Origin of the sequence: Cobetia sp. MMG027 (assembly GCF_027947415.1) — a bacterium.
Taxonomy (GTDB): Bacteria; Pseudomonadota; Gammaproteobacteria; order Pseudomonadales; family Halomonadaceae; genus Cobetia; species Cobetia marina.
Genome location: NZ_JAQJIO010000009.1, coordinates 180,209 through 194,484, shown reverse-complemented (window position 1 = coordinate 194,484; position 14,276 = coordinate 180,209). Strand labels below are relative to the sequence as shown.

Sequence of the window (14,276 nt, the reverse complement as noted above, 5' to 3'; positions counted from 1 at the left end):
GCACCAATTGTGCAAGGGGACGCGATGACTTGGCATCTGGCTCAGGCGTGGCGGGGGCTTGCTCTCATTCCCCGGCGGCGCTGATGAAGGGGCTGGGTCGGGAATGACCCTGTCTCAACGCAAAAGTCCCGCGGCAGATGCCAGCGGGACGTGTTGTCTTGCGTGTCACTTGCGCCTGTCAGCTCGCGCGCGTCATGACATGGGAGGCGATCTTACTTCTTCTCGCCGAAGTACTTGGTGTGGATGGTGTCGTAGGTACCATCGGCCTTCAGTTCCGCCAGTGCGCCGTTAATCTGCTCGGCCAGGTCCTTGTCACGCTTGCGCATGGCGATACCGAAGCCGTCGCCGAAGTATTTCTTGGGCTCGGTGACCACTTCCCCCACGGCCTTGTAGTTGCCGTTGCCGCCATCGATGAGGGTGGACTTGCCGACCGGGAAGTCGAGGAAGGCGATGTCGAGGCGACCCGCATCCATGTCCAGCACCAGGTCATCGGCGGTGGTGTAGCGCTTGACCTCGGCATTCTTGGCGTAGAGATCCGTGACGTAGTTGTCCTGCAGGGTGCCGCGCTGCACGCCGATGGCCTTGCCTGCCAGGGCCTCGGTGGAGGTGGCGCTCAACGCGCTGTCGGACGGCGCGAACCAGGCAGACGGCGGCGTGATGTAGGTGTCGGAGAACAGCACCTTCTCACGGCGTTCTTCGTTGATGGTCATCGAGGACATGATGGCGTCGTACTTGCGTGCCATCAGGCCGGGGATGATGCCGTCCCATGCCTGGATGACCCACTCGCAGTCGCGGTTGATCTTCGCGCAGATGGCATTGCCCAGCTCGATGTCGAAGCCGGTCAGCTCGCCGTCCGGTGTCTTGTATTCCATCGGCTCATAAGGCACATCGACGCCGATGCGCAGTGTCTCGGCGGCCTGTGCGCCACCGGCCATCAGTGCTGCACCCAGCAGGGAAATTCCCAGAAGCTTCTTCATGTCGTTCCCGTTCCTCGTTGTTGTTGGTCGAGCTGACGTGTCAGCGACACCAGACGCTCCCTGAAAAGGTATCAGGCGTCTGCGCCGATGAAGACAGGACTGTCGTCAGCCATTGTTCTCCACACTAGCCCAGTCCTGCGCTGTGGTGAAGGGGGAAAATGGTCGGATTCAAACGTTCGTTAAACGAGATGCATTGCTGGATCAGGAGTGAAAAACGAAAGAAGCGCCCGGCAAGAGGCGCTTCTTTCAGTTCAATTCAATGGTTTCAAGTGTGCCAGCAGACGTTTCTCCAGCTGCCTGAAGATGGCAATGATGGTGAAGGTCAGACACAGATAGATGGCGGCGACGAACAGGAAGGCTTCGAAGGGGGCATAGAAGCGTGCATAGATGTCACGCGCCGCCCCGGTGAGGTCCAGCAGCGTCACCACACTGCAGATGGCACTGGCATGCAGCATGAAGATGACTTCATTGCCGTAGGCCGGCAGTGCCCGACGGAAGGCACTGGGCAGAATGATGCGACGCATCATCTTGCCGCGTGACATGCCATAGGCGCGTGCAGCTTCCATCTCGCCCTTGGGCGTGGACTGGATGGCACCATGGAAGATCTCGGTGGTATAGGCCGCGGTATTGAGCACGAAGGCCAGCAGCGCCGGGACGAAGGGGTCACGGAAGTACTCCCACAGCCAGGTGTCCTGAATGCTGGGGACATGCACGCTGGTGATTCCCAACGAGATGTCGAAGCCATCGAAGAACACCACCCCGTAGTAGATCAGGTAAAGCTGGATCAGCAGAGGGGTGCCACGGAAGACATAGGTGTACAGGTAGACCGGCATCTTGATCCAGCGGCGGCGCGAGCCGCGCAGGATCGCCAATGGCACGGCCAGCACCAGCCCGATGATCAGCGACAGGAATACCAGCTGCACCGTGGTGACCAGCCCCTCCCAGTAGTGCCAGAGAGTGGTGGCGGTGAAGATGTAGTTGTCGCTCAGCACATCATCGAGCATCTGGCCAAGCTGGGCGATGACGCCTGTCGGGCCCGCATCGTTCAGTTGTTCCATGCGCTGGCCTCCCCGAATCCGGTGTTGTAGCGCTTCTTGAGGCGCGAAAGCCCCCATTCGGACACGGTGGCGATCAGCAGATAGCCCGCCGCGACCGGCAACAGGAAGGTGAAGGGCTCATGGGTCGCCTTGGCGGCCTCGCTGGCGACACGCACCATGTCGACCAGCCCGATCACCGACACCAGGGCGGTGGTCTTGAGCAGTACCATCCAGTTGTTGCCCAGCCCCGGCAGGGCGTGACGCATCATCAGCGGGAAGCGAATGCGCTTGAAGACCTTCCAGTTGCTCATGCCATAGGCGCGTCCGGCCTCGATCTGGCCGGCATCCACTGCCATGAAGGCACCGCGGAAGGTCTCACCCATGTAGGCGCCGAAGATGAAGCCGATGGTGATGACGCCCGCGGTGAATTCGTCGACGTTGACGAAGACATCGATGTCATAGCGGTCATACAGCCAGTCGGTGACCATGTTGATGCCGATCTGACCACCGAAGAACAGCAGCAGCATCAACACGATGTCCGGTACGCCACGGATGATGGTGGTGTAGAGCGTCGCGATCCAGCGCAGTGGCGTGGAACGCGACATCTTGGCGGTCGCTGTCATCAGCCCGAGGGCGATGGCCAGTAGCTGGGCCAGCACGGCCAGCTGCACCGTTACCCAGGCACCCTCCAGCAGACTTGGCCCGTAGCCTTGTAGGTCGATCATGGGAATCCTCCCGTGAAGCGCCGTGCAAACCGCTCAGCGGTTTACTGGCTGTTGGCGGTCGCGGCGCTGGCGAAGTACTTGGCGTTGAGACGCTCGAGCGTGCCGTCGGCCTTCAGCGTGTCCAGTGCCTCGTCGATGGATTTCTTGAGATCACGATCGCGCTGCTTCATGGCGATGCCGAAGCCGTCACCGAAGTACTTCTTCGGTTCGCTGATGGCGCTGCCGGTATTGACGAAATTGCCATCATTGGCCTCGACCAGGGTGTCCTGACCGACCGGCAGATCAAGGAAGGCGACATCGACGCGACCGCTGTCCATGTCCAGCACCAGGTCATCCAGCTTGGTATAGCGACGCACCTCGGCCACGCTGGCGTAGAGGTCGGTGACGTAGTGATCCTGCAGGTTGCCGCGCTGGACACCGATCACCTTGCCCTTGAGAGCCTCGGCATCGAGGCTGTCCGCGCCGGCCAGCGGGCTGTCCGCCTTGACGAACCAGCCGGACGGCGGCGTGAAGTAGGGCGCGGAGAACAGCACCTGACGTTCACGCTCCGGGTTGATGGTCAGCGCGGACATGATGACGTCGTACTTGCGTGCCATCAGGCCCGGGATGATGCCGTCGAAGTCCTGCTCGACCCACTCGCAGCGAGTGGCGAGCTGCTCGCAGATGGCATTGCCCAGCTCGATCTCGAAGCCGGTCAGCTCACCGCTCGGCAGCTTGTAGCCGAAGGGCGCGTAGGGCACGTCGATGCCGAGGCGCAGCGGGTCCGGTACATCGGCGGCCTGCACGGCGCCTGCCGAGATGGCGAGAGTGGAGAGGCCGAGGGTGAGGCCCATCAGGGCGCGTGTCGCGAACTGTTTCATCACTTTCATTCCTGAAATCTCTTGCGCCTCGAGGCCTGCCGATGGCATGGCGCTCGCGGTGCTGAATCATGTGCCGGACACGGGATCACCGTGCCGGGGGAAGCGCCGGCGGAGCGAACGGTTGATCAGAGCCGTCCGTCAGTCCTGTTCATCAGTCCTGCCTGTCAGTACTTGGGCGCCAGGAACTGCTTGAGTCGCTCTGACTGGGGATTGCCCAGTACCTCAGCCGGATCGCCGGCTTCCTCGACCAGACCCTGATGCAGGTAGACCACCTGACTCGAGACGTCGCGCGCGAAGCTCATCTCGTGGGTCACCACCACCATGGTGCGGCCTTCCTCGGCCAGATCGCGCATCACCTTGAGCACGTCACCGACCAGTTCCGGGTCGAGAGCCGAGGTCGGCTCGTCGAACAGCATCACTTCCGGCTCCATCGCCAGGGCGCGCGCGATGGCACCACGCTGCTGCTGGCCCCCCGACATCTGGGCCGGGTAGTAGTCGGCGCGCTCGAGCAGGCCGACGCGATCCAGCAGGCTGCGCGCGTGCGCGATGGCTTCTTTCTTCGGCTTGCCGAGCACGTGGATCGGCGCCTCGATGACGTTTTCCAGCAGGGTCATGTGTGACCACAGGTTGAAGCCCTGGAAGACCATCGACAGGCGCGCGCGCATGCGCTCGACCTGACGCCAGTCCATCGGCTCGCGACCGCGGCGGGTGTCCTTGAAGCCGATCTGCTCGCCGTGGACGAAGATGTCGCCACCGTCCGGCTGTTCCAGCAGGTTCATGCAGCGCAGAAAGGTACTCTTGCCGGAGCCAGAGGCACCGATCAGCGTGATGACGTCGCCCTTGCGTGCCTTGAGCGACAGGCCCTTGAGCACCTGATTGCTGCCGAAGGACTTGGTGATGTCGCGAACCTCGAGGGGCAGCACCTCGCGGTTCGGGGTCTCGATCCCGGGGGATGTCTTGGTCATGCCGTTACTCCGATCCAGACGCAGCGCATCGCTGCCTTGCCAGGCGGCGCGGGCGCGTCCTGAGTCTGCCGCAGGGCGGCACGGACCCGTGGGAACTTGTGCGTTGTCGACACGGCGGCACAGGGTGCATGACGTCGCCAGGCGAGACTGAATCTCGCTGGCGGCTGGCCATGTCGTCGCAGCCGCTCGAGTGGTATCACGGTCGTGATCGTGAAAGGGGGCAGATTCTACCAGCTCAACGCTGGGTTAACTGCTTCCTTGGAGCGTCGCCGGATACGACTTTGGTTGAGCGCGTGTCGGCAAGAGTCGCTGGCTGGCGACAGGAGGGACAGAACGGCAGGAATGCGTCATGAGTGGGGACCTTGTTGTCATTATTGGGGGCGCCCACCCTGCCGATGCGCCGTGCTGCGTGGGGCAGTACGGCGGTGGCTGGCGAGTGGGGCGCATTTCATGATCAGGCTGTCTCGGGGGGAGCACAGCTGGCCAGCAGCAAGGCGGCGCGGGCGCCGATCTCGACACTGGCATTGGGGAATACCACGCTCAGCGGCGTGTCCCCGATGATGCAGGGGCCCGCCTGCGCGTCCCGGGCGATCAGCGTGCCGGGGGCGAAGCGGGTGAAGTTGGCGACGTCCTCGCTGAAGCACAGCGCGAAGTCTGCGGAGTGGCGCATCAGCTCCACTTCCACCTTGAAGTAATCCATGGCATCGGGATCAGACTCATCCGGCGGCGTTCCGGTGGCCAGAGCCGCGAGCAGGCGGGACATCGGCGCCAGTGCCGCCATGTCATTGGCGCCGAACGGACGCACCTGGCCCAGCTCCAGCGTGAAGGCATCGGCATCATGGTAGTGGCGCGAGTAGTGCGAGAAGGTCCAGCTGTGCTGATGTTGATGCAGCACGGCCTGGAGGCCGGCAGCGCTCAATATCGACCACTGTGAGGGACTGATGGCCTCTCCCTCGCTGAAGGGCACCACGGCAAAGCGCGGGTAGTGGCTGTCGCGGATCGCGGTATGCATGTCGTAGTGCAGGCGTCGCGTGCCATCGGCCGGCGGGAAGCGGGCGTAGAAGTCATCCACTGCCGCCATCAGCTGGCGGGCGCGTGCCGGCTCATCATCGGCTGGACAGTCATTGGCCTTGCCGGCAACCGCGTTGCCGGCGTCCACCGAGATGGCGGTCGCCGTCTCGGTACGTCGGAACAGCCGATTGAGGTTGGTCGCATGGAAGCGCTCACCGGTGCGGATGGCGGGCAGGTTGCCCAGAATCAGCAGCAGCGGGGCACCGGCGATCAGGTGGCCGCTCTCGAGACCGGCGATCAGCTCACCCAGCAGTTCGATGGGCGCCGTCTCGTTGCCGTGAATTCCCGCCGAGAGCACGCAGGGGCGAGCCGCAGGCCCTTGGGTGTCCGGACAGATCTCCAGCACACCGGGGGCGACGATCTCATAGCGCCCACCGGGGATGCGTCCCATGCCACGCGCGCTGGCGTGGCCTTCGAGTGTCAGGTCAAGCCAGTCGGCAATCACGGGGTGGAGTGCTCCCTTGGGCTGTCCTGGCCGGTATCGGAAGATTCGGTCAGGTGGGTGGATTCGAAGATCTTGTCGGCACTGGCGGCCACGAAACCCTGATACAGATTGCCGTCGGCATCCGGATAGCGACGGGCGAACTCGTAGTAGCAGGTCGCGATCTCGTGCTGCTCGCCGCCGGCGAAGGTGAAGGTCTGGCGGTCGGCGAGGGTGGAGGCCTGCTCAAGCAGGACCTCGGGTGAGCCCTTGATGCGTCCGCCGGCCGGATTGATGCCCAGGCCAAGCGCTTCCACGCGCGTCAGCACCTTGTCGAGCGTGTCATGACGGGTAAGTACATTGACGCTGATGGTGAAGTGATTGGCGCGCAGGCCGATGATCGACAGCCAGGCCGCGTATTCGCTCTCCTCCATCAGACGCTGATACTGCTCGAAGGTCGGCGCGTCCCACAGGCGACCTGACCACAGCACGGAGGGCTGGGTGGCGGCATCCGGCGAGATCTGGCTGACCAGACCATCGATGATCGACTGGGCGCGCTCGGAAAGCTCATGACATTTCAGCTCGGAGAGGAAGACGCGCGGCATGTCGGGAGACGGCGGCAGATAGCCGAAGGCGCGCAGTTTCTTCTCGCGGAAGTCATAGGGGGCGAAGCGGGTGTAGCCGAGCGCCAGCAGATGAGGTTCCAGCGCGCTCAGGGTGATCGGCCCGCGGTCGAAGGTCCGGAAGGCCACGTGGTCGTTGACGATGGTCTCGCCGTCGGCCACGAAGGCATCCTGGATCTGTTGGGCCTGGGGCGTCATGGCGACGTAATCATCCCACAGGGCGCTGAAGAACTGCTGGATATCCATGGCACGAGCTCCCTCTGAACTGAGTTGCCCAGTGCAGCGAGGTGTCACTGACACTGGGCGACGGCATGTGGCGGTTGGCAGCAGGGCAGCGCACTCGGCGAGACGCTGCCTCGGCAGATTGTCAGCTCACCATTGGCGAGCCGCTGGCGCGTGGCAAGAGGCAAGGTCGGTTGGATGAAAGCGGCTGTCCGCACCATGTAAACGTCACGTGTCGGTTTAGACCTTGGGTGGAGCCTGCGCCGTGAGCAAGCGCCTGCGTCATCAGCTCTCGCCGTCAGCGACGGGACATGTCTCACCCTGCTCGACCTTGATCAGTGAATCGGTGGCGAAGCCGAGCTCGGCGGCCTGATCGACCAGCGCCTGATAGGTGCCGTCATCCAGCTGCGGCTCGCGCGCCAGTATCCACAGGTAGTCGCGATCGGCACCGGCCACCAGCGACCACTGATAGTCATCATCCAGTGCCAGCACGTTGTAGCCACCATAGAAGGGGCCGAAGAAGCTGACCTTGAGGGCCGCGGTCTCGCTGCCCTGAGTGAAGTAGGCTCGCCCTTCGGCCTGACTCCATTCGCCCTTGTCGGCATCAAGGCCGCGATTGATGACGCGCACGCCGCCGTCCTCGCGGGGCGAGTAATCGGCGGTGACGCAGCTCAGTCCCTCCTCGAAGCTGTTGGGCAGGCGGGCTATCTCGTGCCATTGCCCGTAGTAGCGTTCGAGCTGGAAGTCCCCGACGGGCTGGGTGCCGGACGGGACACCGGCACAGCCGCCAAGGAGGCTGAGGCCAGCGAGCGAGAGGGCGAGATGCGGCAGGCGTGTCATTGGCGGGCTCCATGAGACAGGACGCCCCGGCGAATCGTCGCGGGGCGTCGTTACGTGATGAAAGGATGCACAGACATCCTTCTCTCATTGGGGCGTCTGCGGTTGTCTCAAGAGGGAGGGGGCATCATTCGTGGTGGAGGCTCACAGCACCAGGCGCAGCGGGTTGGCCGCGACCACTCGCCCGCGGCCACGTTGCTTGGCTTCATACATGGCACCGTCCGCACGCGCGATGATGGTTTCCGGCGTGGCACCGGAGAAGGGGAACAGACAGACGCCCACGCTGGCGCTGACACCGATGATCAGCGGCTCGCCGTCGACCTCGAGGTGGATGGGCCTGCTGATCGCATCCACCAGACGATTGGCCAGTGTTTCCGGGCCCTGGCGGCTATCGCCTTCACGACTGATCAGCACGAGAAATTCATCGCCTCCCAGGCGGCCGACGATATCGTTGCCACGCAGGGTGTCTCCGAGTCGTTCGCCGATGATGCTCAGGACCTGGTCGCCGATATGGTGACCATGGCGGTCATTGATGGGCTTGAAGCCATCCAGGTCGATGAACAGCGCAGCCTGTATGACGCCGGGTGCCTGGATGTCGAGCACCTGATCGAGATGCTCCATCAGGGCGCGTCGATTGAGCAGTCCGGTGAGCGAGTCGCGTGTCGCGTGGTCACGCAGATTGTCTCGCTCGTCGGTGACGTGACATTCGCGCAGGAACAGCAGGCGGCTCTGTCGCTCTCGCGAGTAGGCGCTCATGCCGGCCAGCAGGTTGGCGGACATCATGAAGAAGGCTTCGTTGGCTTCCACCAGCACGCCGGTACCACTGTGCAGGATCGCGCAGCTGGCGGTGCAGCCCATCCAGATCAGCAATCCGCAGGCCAGTGCATAGATGAACTGCAGCCCCAGCAGGGTGTAGGTCCAGAACACCAGCAATAGCAGACTGACGAAATAGGCCGGGAATTCACCCTCATGCATCTCATGGTGATCCACTGCGTGGTCATTGCCGAGATGGAACATGGCCAGCGTGCCCAGCGCCGCGCTCAGGGAGGCCAGGCACAGCAGGCCATTGACCCGGTGTCTGTATCGCGCATGGCGTGACAGCAGGAACAGGCTCAGGACACTGGCGAGAATGCCGGCGCGCAGCAGCAGCAGGCTCTCGAAATGGTGGGTAAGACTTATCTCGATCAGCGCATAGGACGCGAACATCACACAGCTCAGCGGTATGGTGAACCGGCTGAGCTTGTGTGAGGTCTCGATCTGTTGTCGACGATAGCGTCGTTCCAGGGTGTCATCCGCAAAGCAGAGCGTCATGGGATTCATGGGCGGTACCTGAGTAGCCAGAGTCTCAGGATGCCATCGCCTTGCGTGGTCTGCTGCCGGGACTGGACGAATTGAATCACTGAGCTTCAACGCTCGCGGGCCGTCGTCAGTCCAGCTGGCGCGCTGTGACGCGCAATGCCGATTCCACCATGTCGTAATCGACGTAGCAGCCTTGCAGGTGCCGGCGCCCGGTGGTCGGGTCGAAGGACCGGCGCCCGTGCATCACGCGGCGGTTGTCGAAGGCCACCATCTGACCGGCCTCGAGCTTGAGGTGCAGGCGGAAGTCCGGTTCGCGCAGGATGCTCCAGTAGTGGCGGTAGGCGGCGTACCAGGCCTGCATCCGTTCCAGCGGCAGGCGCAGGCTATCGCGGATCCAGTTGTTGAAACGCACCTCGATGACCTTGCCGCTGGCATCCAGGTGGATGACCGGTTCACGCACCACGAGATCGGTCTGCTCATCCGCGAAGCGAAAGTCCACCGGCGTCTCGGCCAGCAGGCGGAAGGCGGCAGGGTCACGCCGGCGCAGTTCCTCGGCGACGGCCATGCCGTCACCGAAGATCGACTCACCGCCCTCGGCGTCATTGACCAGGCAATAGAGCATCTGGATGTCCGGCGGTTGGCGCCAGTTGGGCAGATCCGTGTGCAGTTCCAGCGCGATGGGCGTGTAGGCGGCATTGTTGGGCGCCTGCTTGGAGAAGACCTCGAAGCGCCCGCCGAAGTTGGTGGCACGGATGGGGCCGATGGTGGCCGCGATGGCATCGATCTCACCGCCTTCACAGGTGCCGCCGTCCAGAATCGCGAAGCCGTCGCGGCACAGCGCTTCCAGCCAGCCAAGTCGTGCGGCGCCGCCGGCCATGTAGTCGGCAAAGGCGGTAACGTGAGGCTGATGGCCCTGCTGCCAGGCGCGGCTTGAGGGGACCGGCGTGGCTGGCGGCGCATCACTCGGACGACGTTGCAGCAACCAACCGGCATCGAAGCGACTGGTGTGGCCGTCCTGCCAGATGACGACGAGATTGCCTTGCTCGACACGCAACTGATGCACCGTCAGGGCCGCATCATCCATGAGCATGAAGGTGCGCTCGAAGGTCTGCGGATGACGGCAGGCGTCGCAGGCGCAGTGATCACGCAGCCAGATCAGCGGAAAGCGTGCCTGATCCCCATCGGCCCAGCTCAGAGTCGCCAGTGCCTCGTCATGGGTCGCCTGAATCAGGGGAGTGCCGCGATGATGGGGCTGATATTCCTTCATGTCCCACTGATGACGCGTGCCGGCATCCGTCGCTGCCGTGTCGGTAGTGTCGGTAGTGTCGATAGTGTCGTTCGTATCGATAGTGTCGTTCGTCACGCTAGTGTCGCCAATACCATCAGTGTCGCTGGTACCGAAAGTGTCGGAATCAGATGCGGTGAGAGTCTCCATGGGCGCCTTCCTTGTCTCTGTCGGTGTCGGTGAGTCTTGTGCTGAGAGTGAGTCTATTGTCTTGCGTGTCATGAAGGCTGACCAACGCGAAATATGACGTCCATGGCTTAGCTGAGCTAATGTGTGGTCATGCTCCTCCATTGTCCGCCACGAGATTGCCATGCACGACTCACCTTCCTCGCCGCCGAGTGTCTTGCCTGTTTCCTTGTCCAGCCCGTTGCCACCCCTGGCCTGGCTGCAGGCCTTCGAGGCGGCGGCACGCCTGATGAGTTTCACGAGGGCGGCCGAGGAGCTGAGCGTCACCCAGTCCGCCATCAGTCAGCGTATCCGCCAGCTGGAGGATCGGCTCGGCCAGCCGCTGTTCGTGCGCCATGCTCGCAGTCTGAATCTGACACCGGCCGGGCAGGCCTGGCTGCCGGCGCTGCAGGATGGCTTCCAGCGTCTGCAGGAGGGCACGCTGGAAGTCTTCGGACCCTCGCGCGCCGCGCCGGTGAGTCTGCGTGCGACGCCGATGAGCCAGCAGGCCTGGTTGTTGCCGCGTCTGGCCAGCTTTCATCGAGATCAACCCGAGATCGCCCTGCGGCTGGTGAGTGCCTTCTGGGCGCGTGATTTCGATGGCGAGGAAGTGGATATCGAACTGCGCTATGGCCAGGGGGACTGGCCGCAGGTCGAGGCGATCAAGGTGGGAGCGGAGCAGGAGCGGATGATCGTCGTGGCAAGCTCGGCACTGAGCGCCCGGTTGAGCACGGCGGCGGATCTGACCGGAATGACGCTGCTGCATGCGGCGGGATTCGCGGTGGGCTGGCGTCGCTGGCTGGTCGCGGCCGGTCAGCTGGGACTGGAGAAGACGACGTCCACCATCAGTTGTGACACCCAGGTCATGACACTGGAAATGGCGCGTCTCGGCATGGGCGTGGCGCTGGTGCATGAAGGCCATTTTCAGCAATGGATGGCCTCCGGCAATGGCGGACTGGAGCAGGCCTTCCCGCTGGCGATTCCTGCCGAGCAGCATTTCTGGCTGGTACGTTCCTCCCAACGTCCCATGCGACCCACGGCCCAGCGTGTCTGGGATTACCTGATGGAAAAGCCAGCAGTGACCGACTCAGGTACTGCTCTTGATGCATCGGGGAATCGCAATGGCGGGCCCGCCGCGGCACACCCTGATTGATATACCGTTAGCTTAGGCCCGGCGGTTGAGAGGGTGAGCGGTCGCTATTCATTGCCCGGATCTTCTTGTCTGCCTGCCTGGCTGCCTGGCTGCCTGGCTGCCTAGCTGCTTGGCTGTCAGGCGATCAGTCGTGAGCCGTCGGGCAGCGTGACAATGGCGATTGATGGAAGAAGCGTTCCAGCAGGGCATACAGCTCGGGATAGGCGATTTCGAGAGTGTCCGGTGCGGTAAAGAAATACTCGCAGCACACGGCGAAGCATTCGGCGGGGTGACTGGCGGCGTAGTCATCGATCGGCGTGGGAATGCCGTGTGCCAGGCGCTCGCTCAGGTCATCCCAGACGGCGGTGAAGGTGGCGTGCCATTCCTGAGCGCTGATGTGGACAGGCAGAGGCGGAAAGCCATCGGCATCGGTGGCGTTGGCCATGTCGAGCTTGTGGGCGAATTCGTGGATGACCACATTGAAGCCGCTCCAGTCACCGCTGGCGGCCAGGTCCTGCTGCGTGACCACCACCGGCCCCTGGTACCAGGTCTCACCGGCCCGGGTGTCCTGGAAGACATGCACCACGCCTGCCTCATCCATCTCTTCCACTTCACGGCGGATGGCCTCGAGCGGCAGCATGATCTCATGGACGCGAGCGCCGGCATCCTGCCAGCGCTCGGCATGCGCCCAACCATTGAGCAACAGCATCGCCTGAGCCGCCAATGCCAGCGCCTCGACCTCCTCGAGAGGCTCGGCGCTGGTCAGCTTCCAGTCATGCAGTTGCCGCCGGGCGCGGCGCTCGAGACGCGTGAGCGCCTCGGCGTCGAGTCCCTCGAGGATCGGCAGACGCTCGCGGACGGATTGCCACAGGGTGTCCCCCTCCTGGGTCTGGGAAGAGAAGGGGGCTGAGGCGTCGGCATCATGGCCGTGGCGCTCGGATCGCTGCCACAGTCGTTGCCACCAGAGGGGCATCGAGTCAGTCCTGACGACTGCCGGACTTCCAGGACCAGTCGCGCAGGCGCAGGTCGAAGAGGTCCTTGCGACGGTCCTTGAGGTTGGTCACCGAGCCTTCGCTGCGCACGACCTTGAGGCGTTCCAGATCAAGATCCGAGAACATGATCATCTCGGTGTTCGGGGTCGTCTCGGCCATCACCGCATCATGCGGGAAGGAGAAGTCAGAGGGCGAGAATACCGCTGACTGGGCGTACTGGATGTCCAGACTCTCGATGGACGGCAGGTTGCCGACACTGCCGCAGACCACCACATAGCACTCGTTCTCGATGGCGCGCGCCTGGGCGCAGTGGCGGACGCGCAGGTAGCTGTTCTTGGTGTCGGTCCAGAACGGCACCATCAGGATGTCCATGTCCTGGTCGGCCAGCAGACGTGACAGCTCCGGGAATTCCACGTCGTAGCAGATCAGCATGCCGATGCGACCGGCGTCGGTCTCGAACACGGCCAGCTCGTCGCCGCCCTTGATGATCCAGTCACGGCGCTCCTGAGGCGTGATGTGCAGCTTGGCCTGACGGTCGATCTCGCCATCGCGGTGACAGAGATAGGTGACGTTGTAGAGCTCGTTGTCATCACCGACCTCCACCATGGACCCGGCCACGATGTTGATGTTGTAGGCCACCGCCATGCGCGAGATTTCCTGCTTGAAGCGCTCGGTGAAGCCGGCGAGGAAGCGGATGCAGCGCACCGGGTCACTCTGGTCTTCCAGCAGGCCGATCAGCGGCGTATTGAACAGCTCCGGGAAGACGGCGAAGTCGCTCTGATAGTCCGAGAGGGCATCGACGTAATATTCCACCTGCTGCAGCACGGATTCGACACAATCGAACTTGCGCATCTGCCACTGGACGGCGCCGACGCGAATCATCGTCTTGCGGCTTTCCAGCACACGCTCGACCGGCTCGAAGAGGATGTTGTTCCACTCGAGCAAGGTGGCATAGCCCTGTGAGCTCTCGTCTTCCGGCAGATACTGGCGCATCAGGCGCTTGACCAGAAAACCATTGGCCAGCTGGAAGGACAGGATGGGGTCGTAGATCTCGCGTCGCTCGACCTTGTCGATGTAGTCGGTCGCGGACAGCTCCGCGGCATACTCGTGATACTGGGGAATGCGCCCACCGGCCAGAATCGAGCGCAGATTCATGGAGCGACACAGTTCCTTGCGCGCTTCATACAGGCGGCGGCCGAGACGATAGCCCCGGTAGTTGGGGTCGATCAGGACATCCAGGCCATAGAGCGCATCTCCCTCGGGGTTGTTGAGGATGACTTCGCGCTGACCGATCAGATCATCGTACTTGTGCGGGTTCGAGAAGGCGTCGTAATCCACCAGCGCCGTCAGCGCGACCCCGACCAGCATCTCGCCGTCCTCGATCACGATCTGACCATCGGGGAATTCCGCGACCAGGCGATTGATGGTGTGTTCCGGCCAGGCGCCGCCGATGTCGTCGTAGATGCCGTCCATCAGGCGTTTCAGCTGGGGGTAGTCGGATTCCTGCAGGTTGCGCAGGTTAAGGTGCAGGTCTTCGACGGACATCGAGACTCCTTGGGAAATGAGTGATGAGAGCAGGGCGAGACGCGGCGGGTGCGACAGCTTGGATCCATTATTCGCGCTGTCGAGGCCGAGTGTCATCAATATCCTTTGGTCAATGACCGG

At 63.1% G+C, this 14,276-nt stretch carries 13 protein-coding genes; 1 reads left to right on the top strand and 12 read right to left on the bottom strand.

Annotated elements, in window-relative coordinates; genetic code table 11:
* Positions 1–212 precede the first annotated feature (212 nt).
* The 10 genes from PJK54_RS13940 to PJK54_RS13895 form a co-directional block, all read right to left on the bottom strand.
* A complete protein-coding gene (locus tag PJK54_RS13940) occupies positions 213–977 on the bottom strand; it encodes a transporter substrate-binding domain-containing protein (protein WP_077378307.1) in 765 nt (254 codons plus the stop codon).
* A gap of 251 nt (positions 978–1,228) precedes the next feature.
* Entirely contained in the window at positions 1,229–1,981 is a 753-nt protein-coding gene (locus tag PJK54_RS13935) for an ABC transporter permease (RefSeq protein ID WP_077378483.1), read from the bottom strand.
* Positions 1,982–2,022: 41 nt separating this feature from the next.
* Positions 2,023–2,739, bottom strand: a complete 717-nt coding sequence (locus PJK54_RS13930) for an ABC transporter permease (RefSeq protein ID WP_084207919.1) — start codon at positions 2,737–2,739, stop codon at positions 2,023–2,025.
* 41 nt (positions 2,740–2,780) lie between these two features.
* On the bottom strand, positions 2,781–3,599 hold the full coding sequence (locus tag PJK54_RS13925) for a transporter substrate-binding domain-containing protein (RefSeq protein WP_077378313.1): 819 nt from the start codon (positions 3,597–3,599) through the stop codon (positions 2,781–2,783).
* 164 nt (positions 3,600–3,763) lie between these two features.
* Positions 3,764–4,564 (bottom strand): ABC transporter ATP-binding protein, encoded by an 801-nt coding sequence (locus PJK54_RS13920; RefSeq protein WP_077378316.1) that lies wholly within the window; start codon positions 4,562–4,564, stop codon positions 3,764–3,766.
* 454 nt (positions 4,565–5,018) lie between these two features.
* On the bottom strand, positions 5,019–6,080 hold the full coding sequence (locus PJK54_RS13915; RefSeq protein WP_271303186.1) for a succinylglutamate desuccinylase: 1,062 nt from the start codon (positions 6,078–6,080) through the stop codon (positions 5,019–5,021).
* Complete coding sequence (locus PJK54_RS13910; protein ID WP_271303185.1) at positions 6,077–6,925, bottom strand: DUF1338 domain-containing protein; 849 nt, start codon at positions 6,923–6,925, stop codon at positions 6,077–6,079. Before PJK54_RS13910 ends, PJK54_RS13915 begins: the two co-directional genes overlap by 4 nt.
* A 261-nt stretch (positions 6,926–7,186) precedes the next feature.
* Positions 7,187–7,741 carry a lipocalin family protein gene (locus PJK54_RS13905; RefSeq protein WP_077378325.1) on the bottom strand — a complete coding sequence of 185 codons (555 nt, stop codon included), beginning with the start codon at positions 7,739–7,741 and terminating at the stop codon, positions 7,187–7,189.
* Between the two features lie 141 nt (positions 7,742–7,882).
* Positions 7,883–9,058, bottom strand: coding sequence for a GGDEF domain-containing protein (locus tag PJK54_RS13900; RefSeq protein WP_176493558.1), 1,176 nt, complete (start codon positions 9,056–9,058; stop codon positions 7,883–7,885).
* 106 nt (positions 9,059–9,164) lie between these two features.
* Positions 9,165–10,472: a TauD/TfdA family dioxygenase gene (locus PJK54_RS13895; RefSeq protein ID WP_271303184.1), complete on the bottom strand. Its 1,308-nt coding sequence runs from the start codon at positions 10,470–10,472 to the stop codon at positions 9,165–9,167.
* A 160-nt stretch (positions 10,473–10,632) separates the two neighbouring features.
* On the opposite strand from PJK54_RS13895, the gene PJK54_RS13890 reads away from it, so the two are divergent.
* Positions 10,633–11,640, top strand: coding sequence for a LysR family transcriptional regulator (locus PJK54_RS13890; protein WP_191237637.1), 1,008 nt, complete (start codon positions 10,633–10,635; stop codon positions 11,638–11,640).
* Between the two features lie 124 nt (positions 11,641–11,764).
* Here the strand turns inward: PJK54_RS13890 and PJK54_RS13885 are convergent, their stop codons facing one another.
* Entirely contained in the window at positions 11,765–12,592 is an 828-nt protein-coding gene (locus PJK54_RS13885) for a zinc-dependent peptidase (protein ID WP_271303183.1), read from the bottom strand.
* 4 nt (positions 12,593–12,596) lie between these two features.
* Entirely contained in the window at positions 12,597–14,156 is a 1,560-nt protein-coding gene (locus PJK54_RS13880) for a carbon-nitrogen hydrolase family protein (RefSeq protein WP_077378340.1), read from the bottom strand.
* Between the last annotated feature and the right edge of the window lie 120 nt (positions 14,157–14,276).

What these genes read in the sequence shown, in the direction of transcription:
- PJK54_RS13940 (WP_077378307.1), bottom strand. Translation starts at nt 977, where the DNA reads ATGAAGAAGCTTCTGGGAATTTCCCTGCTGGGTGCAGCACTGATGGCC.
- PJK54_RS13935 (WP_077378483.1), bottom strand. Translation starts at nt 1,981, where the DNA reads ATGCTCGATGATGTGCTGAGCGACAACTACATCTTCACCGCCACCACT.
- PJK54_RS13930 (WP_084207919.1), bottom strand. Translation starts at nt 2,739, where the DNA reads ATGATCGACCTACAAGGCTACGGGCCAAGTCTGCTGGAGGGTGCCTGG.
- PJK54_RS13925 (WP_077378313.1), bottom strand. Translation starts at nt 3,599, where the DNA reads ATGAAACAGTTCGCGACACGCGCCCTGATGGGCCTCACCCTCGGCCTC.
- PJK54_RS13920 (WP_077378316.1), bottom strand. Translation starts at nt 4,564, where the DNA reads ATGACCAAGACATCCCCCGGGATCGAGACCCCGAACCGCGAGGTGCTG.
- PJK54_RS13910 (WP_271303185.1), bottom strand. Translation starts at nt 6,925, where the DNA reads ATGGATATCCAGCAGTTCTTCAGCGCCCTGTGGGATGATTACGTCGCC.
- PJK54_RS13905 (WP_077378325.1), bottom strand. Translation starts at nt 7,741, where the DNA reads ATGACACGCCTGCCGCATCTCGCCCTCTCGCTCGCTGGCCTCAGCCTC.
- PJK54_RS13900 (WP_176493558.1), bottom strand. Translation starts at nt 9,058, where the DNA reads ATGAATCCCATGACGCTCTGCTTTGCGGATGACACCCTGGAACGACGC.
- PJK54_RS13895 (WP_271303184.1), bottom strand. Translation starts at nt 10,472, where the DNA reads ATGGAGACTCTCACCGCATCTGATTCCGACACTTTCGGTACCAGCGAC.
- PJK54_RS13890 (WP_191237637.1), top strand. Translation starts at nt 10,633, where the DNA reads ATGCACGACTCACCTTCCTCGCCGCCGAGTGTCTTGCCTGTTTCCTTG.
- PJK54_RS13885 (WP_271303183.1), bottom strand. Translation starts at nt 12,592, where the DNA reads ATGCCCCTCTGGTGGCAACGACTGTGGCAGCGATCCGAGCGCCACGGC.
- PJK54_RS13880 (WP_077378340.1), bottom strand. Translation starts at nt 14,156, where the DNA reads ATGTCCGTCGAAGACCTGCACCTTAACCTGCGCAACCTGCAGGAATCC.